The sequence below is a fragment of the Streptomyces sp. NPDC050439 genome (assembly GCF_040655335.1).
Classification (GTDB): domain Bacteria; phylum Actinomycetota; class Actinomycetes; order Streptomycetales; family Streptomycetaceae; genus Streptomyces.
In genome coordinates this window covers 105360-129235 of the sequence record NZ_JBFAJT010000009.1, presented here as the reverse complement: position 1 = coordinate 129235, position 23876 = coordinate 105360, and the positions used below count along the sequence as shown (strand labels likewise).

Sequence of the window (23876 nt, the reverse complement as noted above, 5' to 3'; positions counted from 1 at the left end):
CTGTCGCCTGCTTCCGCGCTACTCGCTCTTGATGGCCATGAGCGGGTTCAGCCTGGCCGCACTGCGGGCCGGCCACACCGCCGCGAGGACACCGACGAGCGCCGCGATCGCGAGGAAGACCGCGATACGGCCGACCGGGATCTCCATCGTGTACGTCTTCAGCGAGCCGACGATGCTGTTGCCCGCGGCCCAGCCCATGAAGATCCCGAGGCCGATGCCGAGCACCGCGCCGAACAGGGAGATGATGACCGCCTCCAGGCGCACCATCTGCTTGACCTTCGCGCGGTCGAGGCCGATGGCCCGCAGCATGCCGATCTCGTGCTTCCGCTCGAAGACCGACATGGCCAGCGTGTTGATGACGCCGAGCACCGCGATCAGGATGGCCATCGCCAGGAGGCCGTAGAGCATGTACAGCATCATGTTGATCGCGCCACCGATCTCGTTGCTGATGGCGTCCTTGTCCTGGATCTTGATGGCCGGGTTGTCGCCGAGGGCCTTGACGATGGAGTCCTCGGACGCGTCGGAGACGCCGTCCTTCATCTTCACCAGGACCTGCTGGTCGGTGATCTTGGACAGGTGCGGGTCGACCACGGCGAGCGGCGTGAACAGGCCGTCGAGCATCTCGTTCTGCTTGTAGACACCCGCGATCTTCAGCTTGACCGTCTTGTCGTCGTCGAACTTCACCGGGATCGTGTCGCCGGTCTTCAGGCCCTTCTTGTCCGCGGTCTCCTTGTCCAGGAGCGTGGACTTTCCGCTCAGGCCCGCGAGGGAGCCGCTGGTGAAGTCCAGGCCGGCCAGCTTGCCGAAGGCCTTCTCGTCGATGCCGTAGACCGAGGAGTACGAGCCCTCCACCTCGCCGTAGGCCTCACGCAGCGGGCTGCTCGCCTCGACGGCCGGGAGCTTGTCCAGCTTCTCGCGGACCTCGGGGGTCAGCGGCTGGTAGTTCGCCATGGAGACGGTGTAGTCGGCCTTCAGGGAGTCCGCGGCCATCTTGTTGATGGCGGTGCTCATCGAGGTCGCGACCACCGTCATCGCCGTGATGAGGGTCAGGCCGATCATCAGGGCCGAGGCGGTGGAGGCCGTGCGGCGCGGGTTGCGCACCGCGTTCAGCCGGGACAGCTTGCCCGGGACGCCGAACGGCTTCAGGAGCGGGGCCGAGGCGGCGATGAACGGGCGCGAAAGGAGCGGGGTGAGGACGATGACGCCGACGAGGATCGTCGCGGCGCCGCCGGCCATCACGTAGTTGTCGTCCGCGAGGAGCATGACCACGCCGATGGCGACGATGATCGAGCCGATGGTGTTGCGCACGACGAGACCGCGCGTGGTCGGCGTCGCGTGGACGCTGTTCATCGCGGCGACCGGCGGGATCTTCGCGGCGCGGCGGCCCGGCAGCCAGGCGGCCAGCATGGTGACGACCACACCGATGATCAGGGCGACGACGATCGTCGTCGGGGAGATGATGATCGGCCCGTCGGGCAGCGAGGCGCCCGCGGAGTTCATCAGGGACTCCAGGCCGAGGGCCACGCCGATGCCGAGCGCGAAGCCGGTCACGGCGGCGACCAGGCCCACGATGAACGCCTCGATGAGCACGGAGCGCGTCACCTGGCGGCGCGAGGCGCCGACGGCGCGCATCAGCGCGAGCTCCTTGGTGCGCTGGGCGACCAGCATGGTGAAGGTGTTGGCGATGATGAAGATGCCGACGAAGAGCGCGATGCCCGCGAAGATGAGCAGCACCTGGCTCATCGAGCTGGTCTGCCGTTCGATCATGTCGTCCTGGTCGGACTTGAGCTCGGCACCGGTCAGGGCCTTGGAGTCCTTCGGGAGGATCTTGTCGACCGAGCTCTTGAGCGCCGTCTCGGAGGTGCCCGCGGCGGCCTTCACGTCGATCTCGTCGTACTCGGTCTTGCCGAGGACCTTCAGCGCGGTGTCGTTGTCGAACACCACCAGGCTGCCGCCCGCGAGGACGCTGCCGTCCTCGGTGTCGAAGACGCCGCTGATCTTCGCCGTCTTCACCGGTCCGTCGGTGGAGTAGCGGACCGTGTCGCCGACCTTGTATCCGGTGCGCTCGGCGGTGCGGGAGTCGAGGGCGATGTCATTGGCGGACTTCGGGGCGGCGCCCTTGGTGAAGTCGTAGCGCGGGTCCTTGCCGTCCTTGCCCGGGAAGTAGTTGGCGCCCGAAGTGCCCCACTCGCCGCCCACCAGCTTGCCGTCCTTGTCGGCGAGCGCGGTGAAGCCGTTGACGCCGGCGATCGCGGAGTCGGCTCCGGGCAGGCCGTCCGCCTTCTTGAGCAGGGAGTCGGTCAGGCGCGGCTTCTGCTTGGTCTCGTCCGCCTCGCCGCCCCACGGCTGGATGGCGACGGAGACGTGGTCGAAGCTCTTGGCGGACTTGTTCTTGTAGGCGTTGCCGAAGGTGTCGGTGAAGACGAGGGTGCCGGAGACGAAGGCGACGCCGAGCATGACGGCGAGGACCGTCATCAACAGCCTCGCCTTGTGCGCGAGCACGTTGCGCAGGGCGGTACGGAACATGGGTGTGAGTCCTGGTGGGGGAGAAGGCGGACGAGAAGCGGAGGGGCGGGTCGGCGGCTAGCTCGTTCGCCCCTTGGCGTCGAAGTCCTTCATCCGGTCGAGGACGCCGTCCGCCGTCGGCGAGAGCATCTCGTCGACGATCCGGCCGTCGGCGAGGAAGATCACGCGGTCCGCGTACGCCGCGGCCACCGGGTCGTGGGTGACCATGACGACGGTCTGGCCCAGCTCCCGCACGGAGTTGCGCAGGAAGCCCAGGACCTCGGCGCCCGAGCGCGAGTCCAGGTTTCCGGTTGGCTCGTCGCCGAAGATGATGTCGGGCTGCGAGGCGAGCGCGCGGGCCACGGCGACGCGCTGCTGCTGCCCGCCGGAGAGCTCGGTCGGCCGGTGGCTGAGCCGCCCCGCCAGGCCGACCATCGAGATGACCTGCTCCAGCCACTGCTTGTCCGGCTTGCGGCCCGCGATGTCCATCGGCAGCGTGATGTTCTCCAGGGCCGTCAGCGTCGGCAGCAGGTTGAAGGCCTGGAAGATGAAGCCGATCTTGTCCCGGCGGAGCTTGGTGAGCTGCTTGTCCTTGAGGGTGGAGAGCTCGGTCTCACCGATCCGCACCGAGCCGCCGCTGAAGCTGTCGAGCCCCGCGACACAGTGCATCAGGGTCGACTTGCCGGAGCCCGAGGGGCCCATGATCGCGGTGAACTCACCCTGCCCGAAGTCGACGGAGACATGGTCCAGGGCGACCACCTGGGTCTCGCCCTGTCCGTACACCTTGGAGAGGTCCGTGGCGCGTGCGGCCACCGCGGTGCTGCGGGCGGCGAAGGGGGTGGTGGTCACGGGGTGGTGCTCCTGTCGGGACGACGAGTGGGGACGTACTCCATCGTGCGGGCAGATCCGCGCCATGTAGTCAGCCGCTGTTCCGGTTCCGATGGCCCTCTGCAGTCGGACTCCGGGAGCTCGTGTCATACCTGGGGATGACCCCGGTCCCTGACGCAGGTAGCACTCACCAGAGACCCGCACGCGGCGCGTAGGCGGCTAAATTCCGTCATTCCGTCCCGGAGGCCGCACAGCGGTGGAAGGGCCTGCGGCATGTACCGATGGGCCGTACCGGTGGCTGATGCACCCTCAGACGTCAATAAAATAAGACAACATCGGGCTGTTGTTCCGCTGTTCGGGGGACGCCTCCCGATAGGGTCGAATCACTTGATGCGGAGCCCATGGCCTGCCCGGATGGTGGAATGCAGACACGGCGAGCTTAAACCTCGCTGCCCCTAGCGGGCGTGCCGGTTCAAGTCCGGCTCCGGGCACCTCCGCCAAGGCCTCGGCGGGTCACGAGCGCCAAGGCATCAGTGCGCCGTTGAAGCGTGCGGCCGTGTGCAGGTCCGCCTCGATGGCCGCCGCCGTCTCGCGCAGTGCGGGAAGCAGCGCCCCGACGGTCTCCTCCAGTGGCGCGGTCCCCGCGTGCTGTGCCACGTTCAGGGCGGCGATCACCTGGCCCTTCGCGTCCTTGATCGGTACGGCCACCGAGCGCAGGCCCTCCTCCAGTTCCTCGTCCGCGGTGGCGTGGCCGTCGGCCGCGGCGCGGTCCAGGACGGCGTGCAGGGTCGTCGGGTCGGTGACCGTGCGGTGGGTAAGGGGGCGGGGCGGGGCCGCCTTCAGGAGGCGTTCGCGGTCCTCTCGGGGGAGCCCGGCGAGCAGGACCCGGCCCATGGCCGTGGGGTAGGCGGGGAAGCGTGTGCCGAGCGTGATGTAGACGCTCATGACGCGGACCGTCGCCGCGCGTGCCACGTACAGGATGTCCGTGCCGTCGAGCACCGTCACCGACGCCGACTGGTGTACGCGGCCCGTCAGTTGGCGCAGGTGCGGCTCGGCGATGTCGGCGAAGCCCAGGCGGGAGAGGCGGGCGTAGCCGAGTTCCAGGATGCGGGGGAGCGGGCGGTGGAGGCGGCCGTCGTGCGCCGCGTACCCCTCAAGTTCCAGGGTGTGCAGGCAGCGGCGTGCGGTGGCCCGTGGCAGGCCGGTGGCGGCGGCGATGGCGGTGAGAGGCAGGCCGTCGCCGTGGGCCGCGCCCAGGGCGCGCAGGACGCCGAGGCCGCGGGCCAGCGACTGGAGGAAGCCGGGGCCGAGTTCGACCTTGGCGCCGACCGTGTCCGGCGGCTGAGCGGGTGTCAACTCCGGTTCTGTGTACGGCGGTGTGACGGTCGGGAGTGACTCCAGGTGCGCCGCCTCCTCGCGGAGTCGTGGCAGCACGAGCTCCGCGAGGCCCCGCGCCGTGTGTCTGCTGGTGTGGCTCACCGCGGACAGGGCGTACCGCGGGCGGCCCGCCGCGTCGCGCACCGGGACCGCCGTCGCGATCAGGCCCGGCTCGATCAGCTGGTCGTCCAGGGCCCAGCCCGTCTCGCGCGAGCGCTCCACCCGTTCCGCGAGGTCCGGGGGCGGGGACGCGGGGCCGGGCGGCAGCGCGGGGAAGGCGTGGCCCTCGGGGTCGGCGGCCACGCGCGCCCGCCAGGCCGCCCACGCCGCCTCGTCCCACTCGGCGGCGAACAGCGCGCCCGGCGCGCACCGTTCGGCGGGGAGCAGGTCGCCGATGCGGAAGGCCACCGACATCGCTCGGCGCCGCGCGGCCTGCGTGATGAAGCGGACGCCGTCGCCGTCCGGCACCGCCAGGGACACCGACTCGTCCAGCTCGTCCGCGAGCCGGGCGGTGCGCGCCGCGACCTCGCCGCTCAGCCCGCTCGCCGCCAGGTAGGCGTTGCCGAGCTCCATCAGGCGGGGCGTGAGGTGGAGTTCCTGGCCGTGCTCGCGTACGTAGCCCAGGCGGGCCAGGGTCGCCACGACCCGGTCCACGGTCGAACGCGCGAGGCCGGTCGCGCGCACGAGGTCGCCCGCCCTGACCTGTTCGGCGACCGCGAGGGCGCGAAGCACCGCGAGACCGCGCTCCAGGGGGCGTACGGACTCTTCTGGCATGGCCTCGCTCCTCGCACGGCGGAAATCAGGTGCCTCGCAACCGTTGACAGCCGCTGGGTCCGGTCGGAGACTCCCGTCAGCACATTATGAACGAAAGTTCACCAGGCGAACAAGTGGCAGTTGTCGAACAAGTGGAGGGGTCGGCCGATGCGTACCACCGTCGGAATCATCGGAGCCGGACCGGCGGGCCTGCTCCTCGCCCGCCTGCTGCACAACGCGGGCATCGATTCCGTCGTCCTGGAGACCCGGGACCGCGCCTACGTCGAACAGCGCCAGCGCGCCGGAATCCTGGAACAGGGCACCGTCGACGTCCTGCGCGAGGCGGGCGCCGCGGCCCGCATGGACCGCGAGGGCATCCCGCACGACGGCATCGAGCTGCGCTTCGACCGCCGCAGGCACCGCGTCGACTTCCCCGCGCTGACCGGCGGCCGATCCGTGATGGTCTACGCACAGACCGAGGTCTGCAAGGACCTCATAGCCCTGCAGCTCGCCGCCGGGGGCCCGCTGCTGTTCGAGGCGGAGGCGCTCGCCGTGGAGGGCGCCGAGACGGAGAACCCGCGCGTCCGCTTCCGCCACCAGGGCCGCGAGGACGTCCTGGAGTGCGACTACGTGGTGGGCTGCGACGGCTCCTGGGGCGTGGCCCGCAAGGCCGTGCCCGCCGACGTCTCCCGGGTCTTCGAGCGGACGTACCCCTTCGGCTGGCTCGGCATCCTCGCCGACGTGCCGCCCTCGCACGACGAGCTCGTCTACGCCCGCCACGACCGCGGCTTCGCGCTGCTCTCCATGCGCTCCCCGGCCGTCACGCGCGCCTACCTCCAGGTCCCGGCGGGCACCGACGCCGCCGACTGGGGCGACGAGGAGATCTGGGACGAGCTCGACCGCCGCCTGGAGACGGACGACCCGCAGTGGACCCTCAAGCGCGGGCCCATCACCGCCAAGTCCGTCACGCCCATGCGCAGCCAGGTCCACGAGCCCATGCGGCACGGACGCGTCTTCCTCGCCGGGGACGCCGCCCACATCGTCCCGCCCACCGGCGCCAAGGGCCTCAACCTCGCCGTCGGCGACGTCGTCACCTTCGCCCGCGCGCTCACCGAACTCCGCGACACCGGCTCCGACGCCCGCATGGAGGCGTACTCCGCGACCTGCCTGCGCCGCGTCTGGCAGGCCGAGCGCTTCTCGTACGCCATGACCACGATGCTGCACCGCGCTCCCGAAGCCACCCCCTTCGACGACCGCATCCAGCTCGCCCAGCTGGACCGCATCACCACCGCCCGCGCGGCGGAGACCGACCTCGCCGAGAGCTACACGGGCTTCCCGCTCGACTGAGCCCGCCGCGAAAACCCCCGTCCCCACCAGGTCCCACAAAGAAGTGAGAGCCCCGTGACCGCTCCCCGAGGTGCCGCGCCCCAGCGGACCTTCAGATCCGTCGTCCCCGTCATAGCCCTGTGCTGGCTCGTCGTCTTCTTCGACGGCATGGACGTCAACATCTACGGCGCCGTGATGCCGCATCTCATCGACGACAAGGACTTCGGCTTCACCACGTCGACCGCCGGCACCATCGGCTCCTGGACCACCTTCGGCATGCTCATCGGCGCCCTCGGCTGCGGCACGCTCACCGACTGGATCGGGCGCAAGCCGATGGTCACGGGCAGCGTCGCGCTGTTCTCCCTGGGCTCCGCGATCTGTGCGCTCGCGCCCACCGCCGCCGTCTTCGGAGGCGGCCGGTTCATCGCCGGGCTCGGGCTCGGCGGCCTGATGCCGATCAGCCTCGCGATCGTCGCCGAGTTCGCGCCGCCGCGCAGGGCCGCGCTCGCCACCGGCCTGATGATGACCTCGTACCACGCGGGCGGCATGGCGGCCACGGGCCTCGGGCTCTGGCTCGGGCCCGACCACGGCTGGCGCGTCGTCTTCTGGGCGGGCGTCATCCCCGCGGCCGTCGCCATCCCCCTCGTACTGAAGTGGCTGCCCGAATCGCCCGGCGTGCTGCTCGCCAAGGGCCGCACCACCGAGGCCGAGGCCGTCGCCGCCCGGTACCTGCTGCCGTCCCCGACCCTCGCCGAAGCCCCCGAGGCGGGCGCCAAGGGCCGCTTCGCCGCCGTCGCCTCGCTCTTCGGCCCCGGCCAGCGGTTCGCGACGCCGCTCCTGTGGCTGGCTTCCTTCGCCGGTCTGCTCCTGGTCTACGGGGTCTCCACCTGGCTCCCCGAGCTGATGCGCGCCTCCGGCTACTCCCTCTCCTCCTCCGTCACCTTCCTCATGGTGATCAACGCGGGCGGCATCGTCGGCATGCTGGTCGCGGGGCGGATGGCGGACAGGTTCGGCGCCGTGCGGATCTCCGCGATCTGGTTCCTGCTCACCGCCTGCGGCGCGTTCCTGCTCAAGGCGGAGCTGCCGCTCGGTGTCGCGTACGGAGTCGTCTTCGTCACCGGCATCTGGCTGTTCTCGGCGCAGGTGATGGTCTACGCCTCCGCCCCGTCCGTCTACACCCCCGCCCAGCGCGCCACCGGGCTCGGCTGGATCACCGGCGTCGGACGCACCGGGGCCGTCGTCGGACCGTGGCTGGGAGGCGCCGTCGTCTCCGGCGGAAACGCGTCCCTCGGATTCACCACGTTCGCCGTGGCCGCCGTCCTCGGAGCTGTCGCGATCTCGCTGGTGCCACTCGTCCGGCGCAGCCGCCGCACCCCGGCCGACGAGGGAGTATCGCCCGTCTCACCGGGAACAGAGAGCACTGGGCCGAACGTTCTTGGTCACAAGGAGGGAAAGATCCTCCCCAAGCACTAGGGTCTTCCTTTTGCCTACGCATTACTCTTGAGCCAAAGCCACACACGGTGGCCATGGAGGAGTGAAATGAGGAGCAGTAACCCGGTCTTCTCGCGACGGGGGTTCAGCCGCGACAACGGCTACGCGGGCTTCGGCACGCAGCCGCAGGCCGGGGGACCCGCCGTCGGGACGCAGACCCAGCAGGGCAACCCGTACGCGGGTGCCCAGCAGGCGCCCACCAATCCGTACGCGACGAACCCGTACGCCCAGCAGGACCTGCAGCACGGCGCCCCCCAGGCGCCCGTAACCACCGCAGGCCGCATGACGATGGACGACGTCGTCCTGCGTACGGCCACCACGCTCGGCACGCTCCTGGTGACGGCCGCCCTCGCCTGGGCACTGCTGCCGGTGGACGACGCCAACATCAGCAAGTCGTACGGCATCGCGATCGGCGCAGGCCTCGTCGCGATGGTGCTCGGCCTGGTGCAGGCGTTCAAGCGCAAGGCATCGCCCGCGCTGATCCTGGCGTACGCCGCCCTGGAAGGTGTCTTCCTCGGTGTCGTCTCCAGCGTCGTCGACAACCGCATCGCGGACGGCGCGGCCATGCAGGCCGTGCTCGGCACGATGGCCGTCTTCGCCGGTGTCCTGATCGCCTACAAGGCGGGCTGGATTCGCGTCAACCGTCGCTTCTACGGCTTCGTGATGGCCGCGGCGATGGGCTTCCTGCTCCTTACCGCCGTGAACCTGCTGTTCATGGTCTTCGGCGGCGGTGACGGCCTCGGCTTCCGCAGCGGCGGCCTCGGCATCGTCTTCGGCATCGTCGGCATCCTGCTCGGCGCGTGCTTCCTGGCCCTGGACTTCAAGCAGGTCGAGGACGGCATCGCGTACGGCGCGCCGAAGGAAGAGGCCTGGCTCGCGGCGTTCGGCCTGACGATGACGCTCGTCTGGATCTACCTCGAGTTCCTGCGTCTGATCGCCATCCTGCAGGGCAACGACTGACGCGCCCGACTCGACGAAGGGCCCCGCGGAACGCATGTTCCGCGGGGCCCTTCGCCGTTGTGGGTGAGTGGTGGGTGAGTGGTGTGTGAGGGGGACAGGGGAGTCAGAGCAGCTTGCGCGCGGCCCGGCGCAAGTCGTACTCGTGAATGATTGCCTTGGCGTGCCCATAAGCCAGGTTGTGCTCCGCGCGGAGCCAGCTGACCTTCTCCTCGAAGCGGAAGAGAGAAGGGCCTTCGTCCACGGCGCGGATCCAGTCGGAGATCTCACGACCGGTGCAGTGGGGGATTCGGGCGATCAGGTTGCGGTGGGTCTCCTCGGAGAAGACTTGTGACATCGGCGCCTCCGGACGCGTCGCGATGTGTTCCGTCCTTCACGCCACCGTGCCTGAGCGTCGGGACGTTGGCAACAGTCCCGCCCAGGCGCATAAGGTCGCCGGGTGCTTGATACGACGCCTTTGACGGCCGCAGTGGACCAATTCGCCGACCGCTTGCGGGCCGCCCCGCAGAGCCGCCTGCAGCGGGGGGCGGCGACCGAGGCGCTCGCTCTGGCCAGGGAACTGGCGGCGTGGGCGCAGCGGATCGAGGTGCCGGACGCGGAGCCACGGGAGATGCCGGACGCCGGGATGTTCGCGGCGGCCGACCAGATCACGGTGGCGGGGCGGGATCTGGCCCTTGTGCTCGACGACGAGGGTCAGCTCGCGGAGGCGCTGACGCTCGTGGAGAAGGCGCAGAAGCGCGCCGGGGTGTGACGGGGTGTGGGCCGACCCCGGCGGACGCCGGGGCCGCTTCGGTCAGACCGACGCGATGACGCGGTCGGCCAGGATGTAGACGTTCTCGGTGCCGCACTCGAAGGTCAGTGCGTAGGCGCCGGAGACTCCGGAGCCGCCCAGCAGGACCGGGGTGTGGCCGTCGCGCAGGGCGTCGGCGAGCAGCTCCGCGGTCTCGCGGTGGCCCGGCGTCATGCAGAGCGTGGTGCCGTCGGCGAAGACGTAGACGTCCAGTGTGCCGAGCGGGCCCGGGCGGACGTCGGCGAGCGCCGTGCGGGCGTCGGCCAGTTCCTCAAGACAGGCGACAGTGCGCTCGTGGTCGCCGTTGACGGGGGACTGGACCGGCACGAAGTCCGGGTGCGAGGGGTGGCGGCGGCGGGCCGCGGCCAGCTCGGGCGAGTCGCCCGCGAACTCGTCGACCGGGTCCGCGTACGGCTCGATGACCGGCTCCAGGCTGTCCGACTCCAGGCCGGCGAGGTCCGCCTGGCGGGGCAGGAACAGCTCGTCGGCCATGTCGGAGAGGCCGGGCAGGCCGCTCAGCAGGGAGGGCGCGTCCGACGCGTCACGGGCTTCCTGGGCGGCCCAGAAGGCCCGCGCCTCGGCCAGCTCGCGCTCCCGTTCCTCGGCGAGGGCCTCGGCGACAGCCGTGCGTATCTCGTCGGTGTCCGGAGTGGTGCGGGCGGCGGGCACGGTGGCGTGCGCGGTCGCCGAGTGGCTCTGAACCAGCTCGGTGCGCAGGGCGGTGATTTCGGCAAGCTGCTTCCGCAGCCCGTGCACGGCGTGCAGGGCGGCGGCACCCACGGCCGTGGCAGCGGCCGTGGAGAGCAGCAAGGCAATAGGCAGAGCGCTCACTGACGTACTCCCGGTTTCAAGTCGACCCCCGACTTCCTACATCAGCTTGAAGCCTGCACGATCCACCTGTCAGTGCATTACGTCACGAATTGGACAGGTCTTTCGGCCCGGTGTTTATCCACAGATGGGCTCTGAGCTGGGCATATGCATCTCCCCCAGGAGATAGGTCACATCCTGGGGGAGATTGAGTCACGAATCAATGGAGACGTGAGGGATTCGCGGGGGTCAGAGGGTCAGCTGAGGCGCTCGATGACCATGGCCATGCCCTGGCCGCCGCCGACGCACATCGTCTCCAGACCGAACTGCTTGTCGTGGAACTGGAGGCTGTTGATGAGGGTGCCGGTGATGCGGGCGCCGGTCATGCCGAAGGGGTGGCCCACCGCGATGGCGCCGCCGTTGACGTTCAGCTTGTCGAGCGGGATGTTCAGGTCGCGGTAGGAGGGGATCACCTGGGCGGCGAAGGCCTCGTTGATCTCGAAGAGGTCGATGTCGTCGACGGTGAGACCGGCGCGGGACAGGGCCTGCTTCGACGCCTCGACCGGGCCGAGGCCCATGATCTCGGGGGAGAGGCCGGTGACGCCGGTGGAGACGATGCGGGCCAGCGGGGTCAGGCCGAGCTCGCGGGCCTTGGTGTCGCTCATGATCACGAGGGCGGCGGCGCCGTCGTTGAGCGGGCAGCAGTTGCCCGCGGTGACGAGGCCGTCGGGGCGGAAGACGGGCTTGAGGCCCTCGACGCCTTCGAGGGTGACGCCGGCGCGGGGGCCGTCGTCCTTGCTGACGACGGTGCCGTCGGGGGTCGTCACCGGGGTGATCTCCCGCTCCCAGAAGCCGTTCTTGATGGCTTCCTCGGCGAGGTTCTGGGACCGGACGCCGAACTCGTCCATGTCCTTGCGGGTGACGCCCTTGGCGCGGGCCAGGTTCTCGGCGGTCTGCCCCATCGAGATGTAGGCGTCCGGGATCAGGCCGTCCTCGCGGGGGTCGTGCCAGTCCGCGCCCTCGGTCTTCGACACGGCCTCGGTGCGGGCCTCGGCGTCGGCGAAGAGGGGGTTGTGGGTGTCGGGAAGTCCGTCGCTCGACCCCTTCACGCTGCGGGAGACCATCTCCACGCCGGCGGAGATGAAGACGTCGCCCTCCCCGGCCTTGATGGCGTGCAGGGCCATGCGGGAGGTCTGCAGGGAGGAGGAGCAGTACCGGGTGATGGTGCAGCCCGGCAGGTGGTCCATGCCCATCTGTACGGCGACGATGCGGCCGAGGTTGTGCCCCTGCTCGCCGCCGGGCAGACCACAGCCGAGCATCAGGTCGTCGATGAGCTTCGGGTCCAGCTCGGGGACCTTGGCGAGGGCGGCCTCGATGATCGTGGCGGTCAGGTCGTCCGGCCGCAGATCCTTCAGGGAGCCCTTGAAGGCGCGGCCGATCGGGGTGCGGGCGGCGGAGACGATCACGGCTTCGGGCATCACGGAACTCCTGGGGCGAGGGGGCAGGACTCCTTGGGAAGTTACCTGCACGTATCGCCATAGGTCATCGGGCGGGGACTGTGATGCGGGCCGCATTTTTCTAAGCGCTTGCTCAGGCTGGCGGGGTCGCCTTGACCGGTGCCTACGCCGGCCCGCCGCTGCACCACCACTCCAGCCCACCGCTGCGCGGCGGCTTTCCCCCACCCACCCACCCGTTCACCCGGCATTGAAGCCATGCCCGCCCCGTTGCCCGGCGGGACAAGGTGGGGCGGCACGCAGCGCCCCACCGGCCGGTGGCAGACCGGGACCCCCGCAGGGCTACTGCGGCAGCGGAGAAGGGTCCGGGGTGTGGTGGATACGGCGGCGGCGTCGGCGTTTGATGAGGGCCCAGGGGCCTCGTGGGCCCGTGGGCATCGCGGCGGCCACCTCCGTGCCGCCCTCCGACGCGGCCTGCGCGGCAGCCCGCGCCACCGGCAGGAAGCCTTCGCGCCGCGACACGTCGGGGCGCTCCTCCTCCGGCCACAGGCCCAGCGAGGCGCACAGCGTCGGCAGCACCGCCATCGCCGCGGTCGCGTACCCCTCCGCGGAGGGGTGGTAGTTGTCGGGACCGAACAGCTCCCGGGGGTTCGCCAGGAACTCGGGGCCGAGCAGGTCCCCGAGCGAGACCGTGCGGCCGCCCTGCTCGACCACCCCGATGGTCTGCGCGGCGGCCAGCTGGCGCGACACCCGCCGGGCCATCCAGCGCAGGGGCTGGTAGACGTTCTCCACCGTCCCCAGGTCGGGGCAGGTTCCGACCACCACCTCCGCGCCCGCCGTCCGCAGCCTGCGCACCGCCGACGCCAGAAGGCGCACGGACCGCGTCGCGGGCATCCGGTGCGTCACGTCGTTCGCGCCGATCATCACGACGCACACGTCCGGCGCCCACGACGCGAGGTCGGCGAGGAGCAGCGTCACCTGGCGGTCGAGGTCGTCCGACTGGGCGCCCGGCAGCGCCACGTTCCGCAGCTCCACCGGCCGCTCGGCCACCGCCGCGAGCCCCGCCGCCAGCAGCGCGGCGGGGGTCTGCCTGGCCCGGTACACACCCTGCCCCGCCGCCGTGGAATCGCCGAGCATCGCGAACCGCAAGGGCTCAGCCCCGTCCTGCCGGTCCGCGTAGCCCCAGCCGTACCGCCCGTCCGCCCGCGGTGGAGCCGGATGCTCCCCGCTGTTCCCGACGGACCGCTTCGCCAGCTGGACCTCCGCGAGGACCACTCCCACGGCTGCCGCTCCGAGCAGCCCGATACCTCCGCCGCCGTAAGCCGCGCCCGCCGCGATCCGCCGCGCCACCCTCGCCCTCGACATGCCCTGCAGCCACCTCCTCGTACCGCCCTACATCAACTCATTGCCCCGTAAGGACGGTCGGCCAATCGCAAGCGGAGGTGAACGACTGAACGGGACCCTTAGGCTGACGACACCCATTCGTCGCACTACATCGCAGCCCGGAGACAACGGTGCAATTCCACGACTCGATGATCAGTCTCGTCGGCAACACCCCGCTGGTGAGGCTCAACAACGTGACCACGGGCATTCAGGCGACCGTCCTGGCCAAGGTCGAGTACTTCAACCCCGGCGGTTCCGTGAAGGACCGCATCGCGCTGCGCATGATCGAGGCGGCCGAGCAGAGCGGGGAGCTGAAGCCCGGCGGCACCATCGTCGAGCCCACCTCCGGCAACACCGGGGTCGGCCTCGCCATCGTGGCCCAGCAGAAGGGCTACAAGTGCATCTTCGTGTGCCCGGACAAGGTGTCGCTCGACAAGATCAACGTCCTGCGGGCGTACGGCGCCGACGTGGTCGTCTGCCCCACCGCGGTCGACCCCGAGCACCCGGACTCGTACTACAACGTCTCCGACCGCCTCGTGCGCGAGACGCCCGGCGCCTGGAAGCCCGACCAGTACAGCAACCCGAACAATCCCCTTTCCCACTACCACTCCACCGGCCCTGAGCTGTGGGAGCAGACGGAAGGGAAGATCACCCATTTCGTGGCGGGCATCGGGACCGGCGGCACCATCTCCGGGACGGGCGGGTATCTGAAGGAGATCTCCGAGGGGCGGGTCACCGTCGTCGGCGCCGACCCCGAGGGGTCCGTGTACTCCGGGGGCTCCGGGCGCCCCTACCTCGTCGAGGGGGTCGGCGAGGACTTCTGGCCGACGGCGTACGACCGGAACGTGACCGACGAGATCATCGCGGTGTCCGACAAGGACTCCTTCCAGATGACGCGGCGGCTAGCGAAGGAGGAGGGGCTGCTCGTCGGCGGGTCCTGCGGGATGGCCGTCGTGGCCGCGCTGCGGGTGGCCGAGCGGCTCGGGCCCGACGACGTCGTGGTCGTGCTGCTGCCCGACTCCGGTCGCGGCTACATGAGCAAGATCTTCAGCGACGAGTGGATGAACGACTACGGGTTCCTGGAGCAGGCGGGCGACGCGCCTCGCGTCGGTGACGTACTGCGCCGCAAGGAGGGTGGCGAGCTGCCCTCACTCGTCCACATGCACCCGGAGGAGACGGTCGGCGAGGCCATCGACGTACTGCGGGAGTACGGCGTCTCGCAGATGCCCATCGTCAAGCCGGGCGCCGGCCACCCGGACGTGATGGCCGCGGAGGTCATCGGCTCCGTCGTCGAACGCGAGCTCCTGGACGCCTTGTTCGCGCAGCGCGCCTCGCTCGGCGACCCGCTGGAGAAGCACATGTCGGACCCGCTTCCGCAGGTCGGCTCCGGCGAACCGGTCGCCGACCTGATGTCGGTGCTCGGCAGGGCCGACGCGGCGATTGTCCTGGTCGAGGGCAAGCCGACCGGCGTGGTGAGCCGTCAGGACCTGCTGGCCTTCCTCGCGGAGCAGCAGGGCCAGTAGCCGCCGGGTGCGCCCCGCGCCGCGAGCGGTGCGGCGTGGGGCGAACTTCGCGGAAGTGGTACGAGCGCGACACGTCCGCGCAGCACCCGCTTAACACGCCTGCGGCACATTGGTGGTTGGCGGCGTACAGGAACTCCGGAGCGGCTCCCGGACCTCTGAACGCCCGGACGTGGGCCCGGTCCTGACCCGGCCCAGGTCCCCCGCGGGGACCGCCGTCGTCCCGCCCCCCGGTGAACCGGGGGTGCGGCGGTCCCCGCGCATGAACTTCGTATACGTGCCGCGCCGCCCGCGCGACGACCGCCTACAGGGTGTGGGTGAAGCTGTCCGGGGCCCGGCGGGGAGCCGGCGGGAAGCCGGACCCGGGGTGGCCGAGCCTGCTGATGAAGAAGGTGCGCCCAGGCAGGGCCAGCGTGGACTGCAGCCGAAGGCGCAGGTCCTCGTGCTGGAGGACGATGCTGATCGGATGGAGCGCAAGCCCGCGGCGCGTGGCGGCGAGCCAGTAGTCGGCGAGCCGGGCCCCGCCGCGCAGGGCGTCGGCCGCGCTGGGCGAGGTCTCGGTGAACCCCATGGCGACGATGGCGGGCGTGGGCCGGACGGCGGCGGCGAGCCGGCCGGCCAGGATGTGCGGATAGCCGAAGTGTTTGAGCGCCCGCATGGTGGTGGGCCGCAGCGCGGTACGCAGCATCATGGCGCGCACCGGGTGGAGGCGGCCGAAGAGCTGGCTCAGGCTGAAACCGTCGCCCCGGCGCGCGGCCTCGGCCCGGGTGGGCCGGACGTAGCCGTATGTCTCGCGCCAGGCGGCCGCGTCGCTGAAGTCGCGGTCGGCGTGCCGGGCGACGAAGTCGACGAAGCGCTCGCGCTCCTCGCGGGAGCGCAGGTGCCGGATGCCGACGGGCGCGTCCGCGGACAACCCCGGTGTGGCGGTGAGGAGTTGCTCGATGTCGTCGGCGTCGACGGCCCGGTCCAGATAGGGCCCGCGGTTGGTCCGGCGGCGCGCGGCGACTTCCTGGTACTCCGTCAGGCTTCCCTCGGGCATCCCCGCGTACCGGAGTTCGAGGACGGCGAGCAGTGACCAGCCGGGGCGCCAGCCGAGGTCGTGGAGCGCTCGTACGGGCGCGGGCACGGAGCGGTACGCCCATCCTCCGGGCTCGTCCGTGAGCGCGCTGCGCTCCAGCCACCAGCCCTGACAGGCCAGGGCCTGTACGAGCAGCTGGGTGAACGCGCCGCAGCTCAGCTGCATCTCGAGTTCGTGCGACGCCAGCGAGTCCAGTTGCCGGGTCCGGTCGAGGACGACGGCCACGTACTCGCTGTCGTCCCGTGGGAGCGAACCGCCCGGTGAGCCGAGCAGCCGGGCCGCGCTCGCGCGGGCCCGGGCGCCGCTCAGCCTGACCAGCGCCCAGGGCTGGCAGTTGTGCGAGGACGGGGCGAGCCGGGCCGTCTCGGCAGCGGTCTGCAGCGCCCGGGTGAAGTCACTGCAGGTGACCAGGATGCGGGACGAAGTGAGATCTGCGGTGACCACGGCGGGTCTTACCTCCATGTGACGGCCAGTGCGTACGAGCCGAGTTGTCGTGCCCAGCCGTGGGCCGGCAGGGATTCGGCTCCACGGGAGTGCTGGAGCAGGGCGGCCCCGGGGGACCATCGGAAGGTGCCGTCGGGCAGCCAGTCGGTGACCGTGGTCTGGCTGAGCGCGCTCCGGCCGGCGACGCCGGTGTACTTGACGACGGCCTCCCGGCAGGCCCAGCGCAGCGCGAGCGGCATGCCCGCCACCCGCCGCAGCCCGGCGGGGACGTGCCTGCCGCCGGGCACGGCGAGCATCCGCGCGACGTACGGCCCCATCGGCTGCCCCTCCAGGTCGATGCCGAGCGGACGGGTGCCGCTGACGGCGATGGCGTAGTCGAGCGAGTGGGAGAGCGCGATGTGCGCGGGCTCCTCGACGAACGGCTTCCCGGCACGCGGGCCGTCGGCGACCGTTCGTACGACGATGTCGCGCGGGTCGCGCGTGCCACCGGGCGCCGACGGGTCACTCCCGCGCAGCTGGTCGGCGACCGCGTGTTTGAGGGCGAGCCGGCCGGCCAGCCACTCGGAGCGCCGCTTGGGCAGGGTGAGTCCGCGGAGGAAGCCACGCTCGGACGCGTGCAGCCGGGTCTCGGCGAGACGCTCCCGTACGCCGGGTTCCAGGGCCCGCAGCCAGGCGATGGAGACCACGGCGAAGGTGAGAGGGCCCGGCGCCCGGTGGACGAGGAGCGGGCGTGCGGGGTCGAGCCGCAGCCGGTGGTCGAGGCCCGCCAGGAGCGCGTGGCGCCCGGCGGGCCCGCCGCGCGGTCGCGTGCGGGGCACGGTCAGTCCTCGGTTTCCGTGACCGCCGCGTCCGGCGTGTCCGTGGACCCGGCGGGCTGCACCACCTCGATCAGACCGGCGTCGCCGTCCACCAGGATCATGTCCCCGGTGTTGATGCGCTGGGTGGCGTGCTTGCAGTTCACCACCGACGGCAGACCGAACTCGCGGGACACGATGGAGCTGTGCGACAGCATCGAGCCGATGTCCGTGACGACGCCGCCCGCGATGGCGAACAGGGGTGTCCAGGACGCGTCGGTGAAACGGGCGACGAGGATCTCGCCCGGCTGGAACTCGTCGGCCTGCCAGGCCAGGTCCTCGATGATCCGCGCCCGGCCGACGATCCTGCCGGGGCTGGAGCCGAGCCCCTCGAGGCGGGCGGTGTCGTCCGGTGTGCGCAGGGCCTGGGTGACGTCGTACTCGCCGATGAAGGTGAGCGGCGGCTCGGGCAGCCGGCTGTGGTACTCGTGGGTGCGCCGGCGCTCGTCGAGGCGGGCCCGCGGGAAGATCTCGGTCGCGGCGCGGTTGCCGTTGAGATAGGTGCGTATGTCCTCGAAGTCGAGGTAAGCGATCTCGTCCGCGGAGCGCAGGACGCCCTCTTCCACGAGGCGGCGGCCGACCTCGTAGACGACGGTGCGGATCAGCCAGACCGAGGTGACCATCGCCATCCGGCTGATCTCGCGCAGTTCGCTGCAGGTGGCGAAGAGCGACATGATCTTCCGCAGCACGGCCCGCTTCACCGCGGGCAGTTCCCGCAGCGCGGCCTCGGCCTCCTGGGCGACGGTGGCGTCGCCGCGCAGCAGGTCGTCGATGGAGAACTCCTGGTCCTGCGCGTAGCGGCGGACCATCTGGAAGACGTAGGCGGGATCGTCCACCCAGCGCGGGTGGGTGAGCTCCATCTCCTGGCTGCCGCGGGTGCCGTTGGCGCGCATGAACGGCAGGACGGAGGACGTCCAGAAGTCGCGGCCGTCATCGGTGGCGCACAGCTCGGCCTCGATGTCCGTCAGCGAGGACTCCATGATCGTCCGCAGCACCTCTGGGCGCCGCCGGGCGGCCTGGGCGAGATCCCAGAGCTCACGGGCGGATTCGACGGTCCGCAGATTCGACATGTCCGTCTTGATGCGGTTCTGCAGGTTGGTGCCCTTGTCGCCGAGCCACTGGCCGCACAGGTCGGAGAACGCGCTGTAGAAGGCGAACGCGTTGATGTAGTAGGGCATGTAGCCCACGTTCATCGCGTTGCAGTACGCCAGGTAGCGACGGAATTCGAGGCCCAGCTCGGCGCGGTCCAGCTTGCTGAGGTCGATGGCACGGGCCCGGTCGTACGCGCGGTGGCGGGAGTCAGCCATCCGCTCGCAGCGCCTGCGCATCCGGGCCAGCTCCAGGGCGAAGCTGCGCGCCCAGACACCGGCGGCGGCCACGCTCCGCAGACCGCTGGTGAACTGGCCGAAGGGAGAGCGGTAGGAGGGCATGTCCACCTCCTCGCTGGCGAAGCGTTCCGTGAAGACGGACGCGTCCTTGGTGGGAGGGCTCTGGGTGAGGACGTACGAGGTGTAGGAGACGTTCAGGTACACATGGCCCTGCAGGTAGCCCATGTGCAGATCCATGTCGCCGGTGTCGCGCGTGCCGATGGACCGGACGCAGTCGCCGTGGATGTTCTGCTGGTAGTAGCGGGCGAAGCTCAGCCCGAGCGGGGTCATCTCGCCGACGAAGATCTCGCCGATGTCCATGCGGGACCACATGGTGTTCTGCCGGACGTGGTCGGGGACGTCCTTGATGTACGGGCTGTGCTTGCCGGCCGGCCGCGGCCTGGTGGTGATGGGCCGGGTCTGGAGCAGCGAGATCCGGCCGTCCTTGAGCACCCACTCGATGTCCTGCTCGGTGCCGTAGCTGTCGCGCACCTGGACGGCGAGCCGGGCGAGTTCACCCAGCTGCTCGGTGGTGAGGCTGGCCCGGTTCCGCTTGGCGGTGTCGACCTTGACCATGGCGACCCGGCCGGGTTCCACGGCCGCGCACTGGGTGACCTTGTACCGCACCCGCTTCTCGACGACCTCCAGGGTGCGGTCGTCCACCACGAACAGGTCGCTGGTGACCTTGCCCGACACCAGGCCCTCGCCCAGGCCCCAGCAGGACTCCACGACCATGCGGTGCGGCCTGCCGCCCATCGGGTCGATGGTGAACAGAACGCCGCTGACGTCCGCGTGCACCATTTCCTGGACGACCACGGCCATGGCGCCGACCGATTCGCCGCCCTCCCGGTAGACCGTCGCCCGGTCCGACCACAGCGAGGCCCAGCACTCCTTCACCGCGGTCAGCACCGCCTCGTCCCCGCCGACGTCCAGCAACGTGTCGTGCTGTCCGGCGAAGGACTGGGCGGCCGAGTCCTCCTTGCTCGCCGAGGACCGCACGGCGACCCGCGGCCGTCCCATCGCCGCGTACGCGTCCAGGATCAGCCGGGCGATGGGCTCGGGGAGTTCGCGGGCGACGATCTCCTTGCGGATCGGGGTGTCGCCGCTGCGCATCTCCTCGGCGAGACCCGATTCGTCCATGAAGCGCTGGAAGAGCCGGGTGGTGAGACAGAACCCGGGCGGGACCGGCACCCCGGCCTCGATCATCTCGCCGAGCCGGGCGGCCTTGCCGCCCAGATGCTCGGTGGCGACCGGGGTGCCGCTGCCGAGGATGACGACGAACTCGGGGTCGTCCTCGGGTGTTTCCGTGTTCGGCGTGCCGTCGGTGGCGGTCATGCAGGCCTCCAGGATGGGCCGGGATGGGTGGCGTGTGTCAGGGGTTGGTGGCGACGAAGGCGCGGAACTGTTCGCCGGGGACGATCCGGTGGGCCTCCACGTCGGTGAACCCCGCCTTCCGCAGCTGTCCGACCAGCTCTTCCTCCACCGGCAGCGGGCCGCCGAAGTCGGCGAACTCGAACCAGAGGTTCAGGACTTCGAGGCTCGGGCTGCCGCCCTGGCACGAGGTGGTGAGGAGCAGCCGGCCACCGGGGGCCAGGGCCTCGCGCGCCCGCGAGAGCGCCTCGACGCGGTCGTCCTCGGGGAAGTAGTAGATGTTGTTGTGCAGGGTGACCAGGTCGTAGCGCTCGTCCGATGCCAGGTCGCGCAGGTCTCCCTGGCGGGTGGTGACACGGTCGGCGAGCCCCCAGCGGTCCATGTTGCGGGCGGCTTCCGCCGCCACCTCGGGCTGCAGGTCGACGGCGAGCGCGGTGAGCCTGGGGTTGAGCGCGGCGGCGTGGCGCACGTACACGCCGCTGCCGCAGCCGATCTCCAGGAGCCGGACGGCGCCCTGCCGGTCCAGGATGCGGGAGACGGCCTCCTCGATGAACGGCTGCACGACCAGCGAGGAGCGGGCGATGACCGAGCCGTCCTGGTCGCCGAGGCTGAACGAGCGCCCTTCCCGCACCATGCGCGGCGCGTCGAGGAGCACCGGGTAGTGGAAGCGGACGACCTCTTCGAGGGCTCCAGCGGCCGCGTCGTTCTCCACCCGGGCCAGCTGCTTGGCCAGCCGGCTCTTCAGCGCGTACCGGCCGTCGCGCGACTGGAGCTGGCCGAGCTTCACCCCGGCGTCGAGCCAGCGCCCGAGCCGGTGCGTGTCGCCCTCGGCGCCCAACTCCACGGCCAGGGTGCGCAGATCGGCGGGGCCGTCGGCCAGCCGGCGCAGTACGCCGCTGGAGGCCGCGCCGGTGAGGAAGGCCGCCCGGTAGACCGGGACGACCAGCTTGCCCGAGAGGGAGAGGAGCAGTCTGATCTGCGGGGAGCGCAGCAGCCTTGCCACCGTCGCCGCGGTCGTCCGCGTCGAGGCCTTGCGGGAGCGGTGTCCGGTCGACGTCATGAGTACCTCTGTGGTGTGTGGGCAGGACCGTGGAGGCCGGGCGTGGCCGATTCGGCGGAGGCCAGGGCTGCGCACCAGTCGCGCAGCTCGCGCAGGAGAAGCTCCGGTTCGTCGAGCAGGTAGAAGTGGCCGCCGGGCACCTGGCGCCGGTGGAACGCGGCCGTGGTGTACGCACGCCAGGACTCGGCCTGCCCTGCGGTGGCCAGCGGATCGTGCGAACCGGCCAGCACGGTCAGCGGTATGTCCAGCGGGGGCCGCCGTTGCCACCGGTAGTGGTCGCAGACCCGCAGATCGGCGCGGAGCGCGGGCAGCCGGCGGCGCAGATAGGTCTGGCGTACGGCGTCTCGGCCGCCGCCCACACCGCCCAGGTCGCCGAGCAGGGCGATGAGTTCCTCGTCCGGCAGGGTGCTGTCGCTGCGGTTGCCGTAGCTGTGCGGAGCCCGGCTGCCGGAGAGGAACAGGCCCCTGGGGCCGGGCCGTCCGCGCGTCCGCAGCGCGCAGGCGACCTCGTACGCGAGGACGGAGCCCATGCTGTGCCCGAAGAACCCGCAGTCCGCGTCGAGGCCCCGCTCCAGCAGAGCTTCGGTGATCGCCTCGACCAGAGGCGCCATCGAGGTGAACGGCTCCTCCGCGAGCCGCAGTCCACGGCCGGGCAGCAGCAGGGGCTCGACCCGTACGCCGGTGCCGAGCGCGGCGGTCCAGCGGTGGAAGACCGAAGGGGTGGCGCCCGCGTACGGGAAGCACACCAGCGGCAGCGCTCCCGGCGCGGAGGTGCCGGAGCCCCCCGCGGGGAACCACGGGCCGGCGGCACGGGCTTCCGGTGGTGTGCGGACGGGCGGTCGGGCTGGGTGCACGGTGACCTTCGGTGTGTGGTGTGGGCAGGGCGGGGGACCGGTGGGGCGTGGCCGGTCAGGAGGGCGGTGCGGCGGCGTCGCGGGCGAGGGCGCGGTAGTCGGTCTTGCCGTTCGCGTTGCGCGGCAGGGCGTCGAGCCGGGTCGCCGAGTGCGGCAGCATGTAGGGCGGCAGATGCTCCTTGCAGTGCTGCTTGAACTGGAGCAGGTTCGGCTGTCTCGCGCCCTCGCGCAGCACGTAGTACACGGCGATCCCGGTCCGGCCGCCCGTCTCCGCGGTGATGACCGCGGCGTCCTCGACGGCCGGGTGCCGCAGCACGGCCGCCTCGACCTCGCCGAGCTCCACCCGGTAGCCGGAGAGTTTGACCATCCGGTCCTTGCGGCCGCGGTAGACCAGCCGGCCGTCCTCGTAGGTCACCAGGTCCCCGGTGCGGTGCTGTCCCTTGCGGTGGTCGTCGGCGGCCGGCTCGTGCTCCAGGCCCCAGTAGCCGGGGGTGACGCACGCGCCGCTGACGACGAGCTCGCCGGGCTCCCGCGCGTCGTCGACGGTGTTCCCGTCCTCGTCCTCGACCCGGACATGGGCGCCCTTGATCGGGGTGCCGATCGGCAGGGGATGGTCCCGTTTCAGGTCGGCGGGGGTGCACCGGTGGAAGGTGCAGACGTTGGTCTCGGTGGGCCCGTAGAGGTTGTAGAGCTCGGTCTCCTCACGCAACAGGCTTGAGAGGAGCGTCAGTTGACCGATGGGGTAGACCTCGCCCGCGAAGAGCACGTACCGCAGTGTGGACGCGGTCCGCGGTGTCAGCGCCCCCGACGTGGTGAGCAGATGCAGGATGGAGGGCACCGAGTACCAGACGGTGACGCCGTGCTCGCGGATGCCCTCGGCGAGCGCGGACACATCCTTGGACCGGGCGTCCGGGATCACCCACAGGGAGGCCCGGACGGCGAGCGCGGTGAACAGGTCGAAGGTGCTGAGGTCGAAGTTGAACGAGGCGTGGTTCGCGAACACGTCGCCCGGACCCACGTCCAGCTCCTGTGACGCCCAGCCGACGAAGTTGGCCAGGTTCCGGTGGGAGATCTTCACGCCCTTGGGCGTTCCGGTCGAACCCGAGGTGTAGAGCAGGGCGGCCAGGTCGTCGGGTGCGACGGTGCGCTCGGCGGGTGCCGCCGCTCCGGTGGGCGTGGCCGCGACGAACGCCGCCCAGCCGCGGACGGGCACCGGCTCCTCCGCGTCCCCCGCCTCCGCGCCGTCGTCATCGTCCGAGAGGACGACGGCGCGGAGCGAGCGCGGCAGCTCGTCGCGTCGGAGCCGGGAGAACCGTGCCCTGTCGGTGAACAGCACGGTGGGCGAGGAGTCGCCGAGGATCGTGGCCACCCGGCCGGCGGGCTGCGCGCCGTCCAGCGGCACGTACACGCATCCGGCCTCCAGGGTGGCGAGGATCGCCTCCACATAGCGCGGCTGCTTGCCCAGCCAGACGGCCACCCGCTCGCCCGGCCCGGCGGTGACCGTGCGCAGCCGCAGCGCGAGGGCGTCCACCCGCCGGGTCAACTCGGCGTACGTGACCGGCTCGTCGCCGACCAGCGCCGGACGGGCGAGATCGCTCCCGCTCAGGTTCCGCGGCAGCCGGATCACGGAGATGTTCCCCTTGTTCACGGTGCGCCC

At 71.1% G+C, this 23876-nt stretch carries 18 protein-coding genes and 1 tRNA gene; 6 read left to right on the top strand and 13 right to left on the bottom strand.

Annotated features, from left to right (window positions below; translation table 11 throughout):
• Positions 1-18: 18 nt before the first annotated feature.
• Together AB0I66_RS33100 and AB0I66_RS33095 are read right to left on the bottom strand one after the other, a co-directional pair.
• Entirely contained in the window at positions 19-2526 is a 2508-nt protein-coding gene (locus AB0I66_RS33100; RefSeq protein ID WP_363211675.1) for an FtsX-like permease family protein, read from the bottom strand.
• Positions 2527-2583: 57 nt separating this feature from the next.
• On the bottom strand, positions 2584-3354 hold the full coding sequence (locus tag AB0I66_RS33095; protein WP_363211674.1) for an ABC transporter ATP-binding protein: 771 nt from the start codon (positions 3352-3354) through the stop codon (positions 2584-2586).
• 387 nt (positions 3355-3741) lie between these two features.
• Between AB0I66_RS33095 and AB0I66_RS33090 the strand changes: the two genes are divergently transcribed.
• Positions 3742-3824: transfer RNA gene (locus tag AB0I66_RS33090), tRNA-Leu, on the top strand.
• A gap of 22 nt (positions 3825-3846) precedes the next feature.
• Here AB0I66_RS33090 and AB0I66_RS33085 read toward each other — a convergent pair.
• Positions 3847-5484 (bottom strand): IclR family transcriptional regulator C-terminal domain-containing protein, encoded by a 1638-nt coding sequence (locus AB0I66_RS33085; protein ID WP_363211673.1) that lies wholly within the window; start codon positions 5482-5484, stop codon positions 3847-3849.
• A gap of 147 nt (positions 5485-5631) precedes the next feature.
• Here AB0I66_RS33085 and AB0I66_RS33080 point away from each other — a divergent pair, with 147 nt between their 5' ends.
• From AB0I66_RS33080 to AB0I66_RS33070, 3 genes are all read left to right on the top strand, one after another.
• On the top strand, positions 5632-6810 hold the full coding sequence (locus tag AB0I66_RS33080; RefSeq protein ID WP_363211672.1) for a 4-hydroxybenzoate 3-monooxygenase: 1179 nt from the start codon (positions 5632-5634) through the stop codon (positions 6808-6810).
• A gap of 54 nt (positions 6811-6864) precedes the next feature.
• On the top strand, positions 6865-8262 hold the full coding sequence (locus AB0I66_RS33075) for an MFS transporter (RefSeq protein WP_363211671.1): 1398 nt from the start codon (positions 6865-6867) through the stop codon (positions 8260-8262).
• Positions 8263-8328: 66 nt separating this feature from the next.
• On the top strand, positions 8329-9240 hold the full coding sequence (locus tag AB0I66_RS33070) for a Bax inhibitor-1/YccA family protein (protein ID WP_363211670.1): 912 nt from the start codon (positions 8329-8331) through the stop codon (positions 9238-9240).
• Positions 9241-9343: 103 nt separating this feature from the next.
• Here AB0I66_RS33070 and AB0I66_RS33065 read toward each other — a convergent pair whose 3' ends face one another.
• The gene (locus tag AB0I66_RS33065; RefSeq protein ID WP_361832622.1) at positions 9344-9574 is read right to left on the bottom strand and encodes a DUF4287 domain-containing protein; all 231 of its coding nucleotides are present in this window, start codon (positions 9572-9574) and stop codon (positions 9344-9346) included.
• A 132-nt stretch (positions 9575-9706) separates the two neighbouring features.
• Here AB0I66_RS33065 and AB0I66_RS33060 point away from each other — a divergent pair, with 132 nt between their 5' ends.
• The gene (locus AB0I66_RS33060) at positions 9707-9988 is read left to right on the top strand and encodes a hypothetical protein (protein WP_363211969.1); all 282 of its coding nucleotides are present in this window, start codon (positions 9707-9709) and stop codon (positions 9986-9988) included.
• Between the two features lie 42 nt (positions 9989-10030).
• Here the strand turns inward: AB0I66_RS33060 and AB0I66_RS33055 are convergent, their stop codons facing one another.
• The 3 genes from AB0I66_RS33055 to AB0I66_RS33045 all read right to left on the bottom strand — a co-directional run bounded on the left by AB0I66_RS33055 (position 10031) and on the right by AB0I66_RS33045 (position 13653).
• Complete coding sequence (locus AB0I66_RS33055) at positions 10031-10858, bottom strand: hypothetical protein (protein WP_363211669.1); 828 nt, start codon at positions 10856-10858, stop codon at positions 10031-10033.
• A 233-nt stretch (positions 10859-11091) separates the two neighbouring features.
• The gene (locus tag AB0I66_RS33050; protein WP_363211668.1) at positions 11092-12312 is read right to left on the bottom strand and encodes an acetyl-CoA C-acetyltransferase; all 1221 of its coding nucleotides are present in this window, start codon (positions 12310-12312) and stop codon (positions 11092-11094) included.
• Between the two features lie 318 nt (positions 12313-12630).
• Positions 12631-13653: an SGNH/GDSL hydrolase family protein gene (locus AB0I66_RS33045; RefSeq protein ID WP_363211667.1), complete on the bottom strand. Its 1023-nt coding sequence runs from the start codon at positions 13651-13653 to the stop codon at positions 12631-12633.
• A gap of 149 nt (positions 13654-13802) precedes the next feature.
• Between AB0I66_RS33045 and AB0I66_RS33040 the strand changes: the two genes are divergently transcribed.
• Positions 13803-15194 (top strand): cystathionine beta-synthase, encoded by a 1392-nt coding sequence (locus tag AB0I66_RS33040; protein ID WP_363211666.1) that lies wholly within the window; start codon positions 13803-13805, stop codon positions 15192-15194.
• A 301-nt stretch (positions 15195-15495) separates the two neighbouring features.
• On the opposite strand, the gene AB0I66_RS33035 is transcribed toward AB0I66_RS33040, so the two are convergent.
• Genes AB0I66_RS33035 through AB0I66_RS33010 form a run of 6 tightly spaced genes read right to left on the bottom strand, consistent with a single transcriptional unit; the run spans position 15496 to position 23867 of the window.
• On the bottom strand, positions 15496-16713 hold the full coding sequence (locus tag AB0I66_RS33035) for a RedV protein (RefSeq protein ID WP_363211665.1): 1218 nt from the start codon (positions 16711-16713) through the stop codon (positions 15496-15498).
• 8 nt (positions 16714-16721) lie between these two features.
• The gene (locus tag AB0I66_RS33030) at positions 16722-17531 is read right to left on the bottom strand and encodes a hypothetical protein (protein ID WP_363211664.1); all 810 of its coding nucleotides are present in this window, start codon (positions 17529-17531) and stop codon (positions 16722-16724) included.
• 2 nt (positions 17532-17533) lie between these two features.
• The gene (locus AB0I66_RS33025) at positions 17534-20269 is read right to left on the bottom strand and encodes a PEP/pyruvate-binding domain-containing protein (RefSeq protein ID WP_363211663.1); all 2736 of its coding nucleotides are present in this window, start codon (positions 20267-20269) and stop codon (positions 17534-17536) included.
• Between the two features lie 37 nt (positions 20270-20306).
• On the bottom strand, positions 20307-21365 hold the full coding sequence (locus tag AB0I66_RS33020) for a methyltransferase (RefSeq protein WP_363211662.1): 1059 nt from the start codon (positions 21363-21365) through the stop codon (positions 20307-20309).
• The gene (locus AB0I66_RS33015; RefSeq protein WP_363211661.1) at positions 21362-22219 is read right to left on the bottom strand and encodes an alpha/beta fold hydrolase; all 858 of its coding nucleotides are present in this window, start codon (positions 22217-22219) and stop codon (positions 21362-21364) included. The genes AB0I66_RS33020 and AB0I66_RS33015 overlap by 4 nt, the downstream gene beginning before the upstream one ends.
• A gap of 55 nt (positions 22220-22274) precedes the next feature.
• Entirely contained in the window at positions 22275-23867 is a 1593-nt protein-coding gene (locus tag AB0I66_RS33010; protein ID WP_363211660.1) for a D-alanine--poly(phosphoribitol) ligase, read from the bottom strand.
• Positions 23868-23876 lie beyond the last annotated feature (9 nt).

Bases quoted from the DNA above. Each gene is read 5' to 3' on its own strand.
- AB0I66_RS33100 (WP_363211675.1), bottom strand. From the start codon at position 2,526: ATGTTCCGTACCGCCCTGCGCAACGTGCTCGCGCACAAGGCGAGGCTG.
- AB0I66_RS33085 (WP_363211673.1), bottom strand. From the start codon at position 5,484: ATGCCAGAAGAGTCCGTACGCCCCCTGGAGCGCGGTCTCGCGGTGCTT.
- AB0I66_RS33080 (WP_363211672.1), top strand. From the start codon at position 5,632: ATGCGTACCACCGTCGGAATCATCGGAGCCGGACCGGCGGGCCTGCTC.
- AB0I66_RS33070 (WP_363211670.1), top strand. From the start codon at position 8,329: ATGAGGAGCAGTAACCCGGTCTTCTCGCGACGGGGGTTCAGCCGCGAC.
- AB0I66_RS33065 (WP_361832622.1), bottom strand. From the start codon at position 9,574: ATGTCACAAGTCTTCTCCGAGGAGACCCACCGCAACCTGATCGCCCGA.
- AB0I66_RS33050 (WP_363211668.1), bottom strand. From the start codon at position 12,312: ATGCCCGAAGCCGTGATCGTCTCCGCCGCCCGCACCCCGATCGGCCGC.
- AB0I66_RS33045 (WP_363211667.1), bottom strand. From the start codon at position 13,653: ATGTCGAGGGCGAGGGTGGCGCGGCGGATCGCGGCGGGCGCGGCTTAC.
- AB0I66_RS33025 (WP_363211663.1), bottom strand. From the start codon at position 20,269: ATGACCGCCACCGACGGCACGCCGAACACGGAAACACCCGAGGACGAC.
- AB0I66_RS33020 (WP_363211662.1), bottom strand. From the start codon at position 21,365: ATGACGTCGACCGGACACCGCTCCCGCAAGGCCTCGACGCGGACGACC.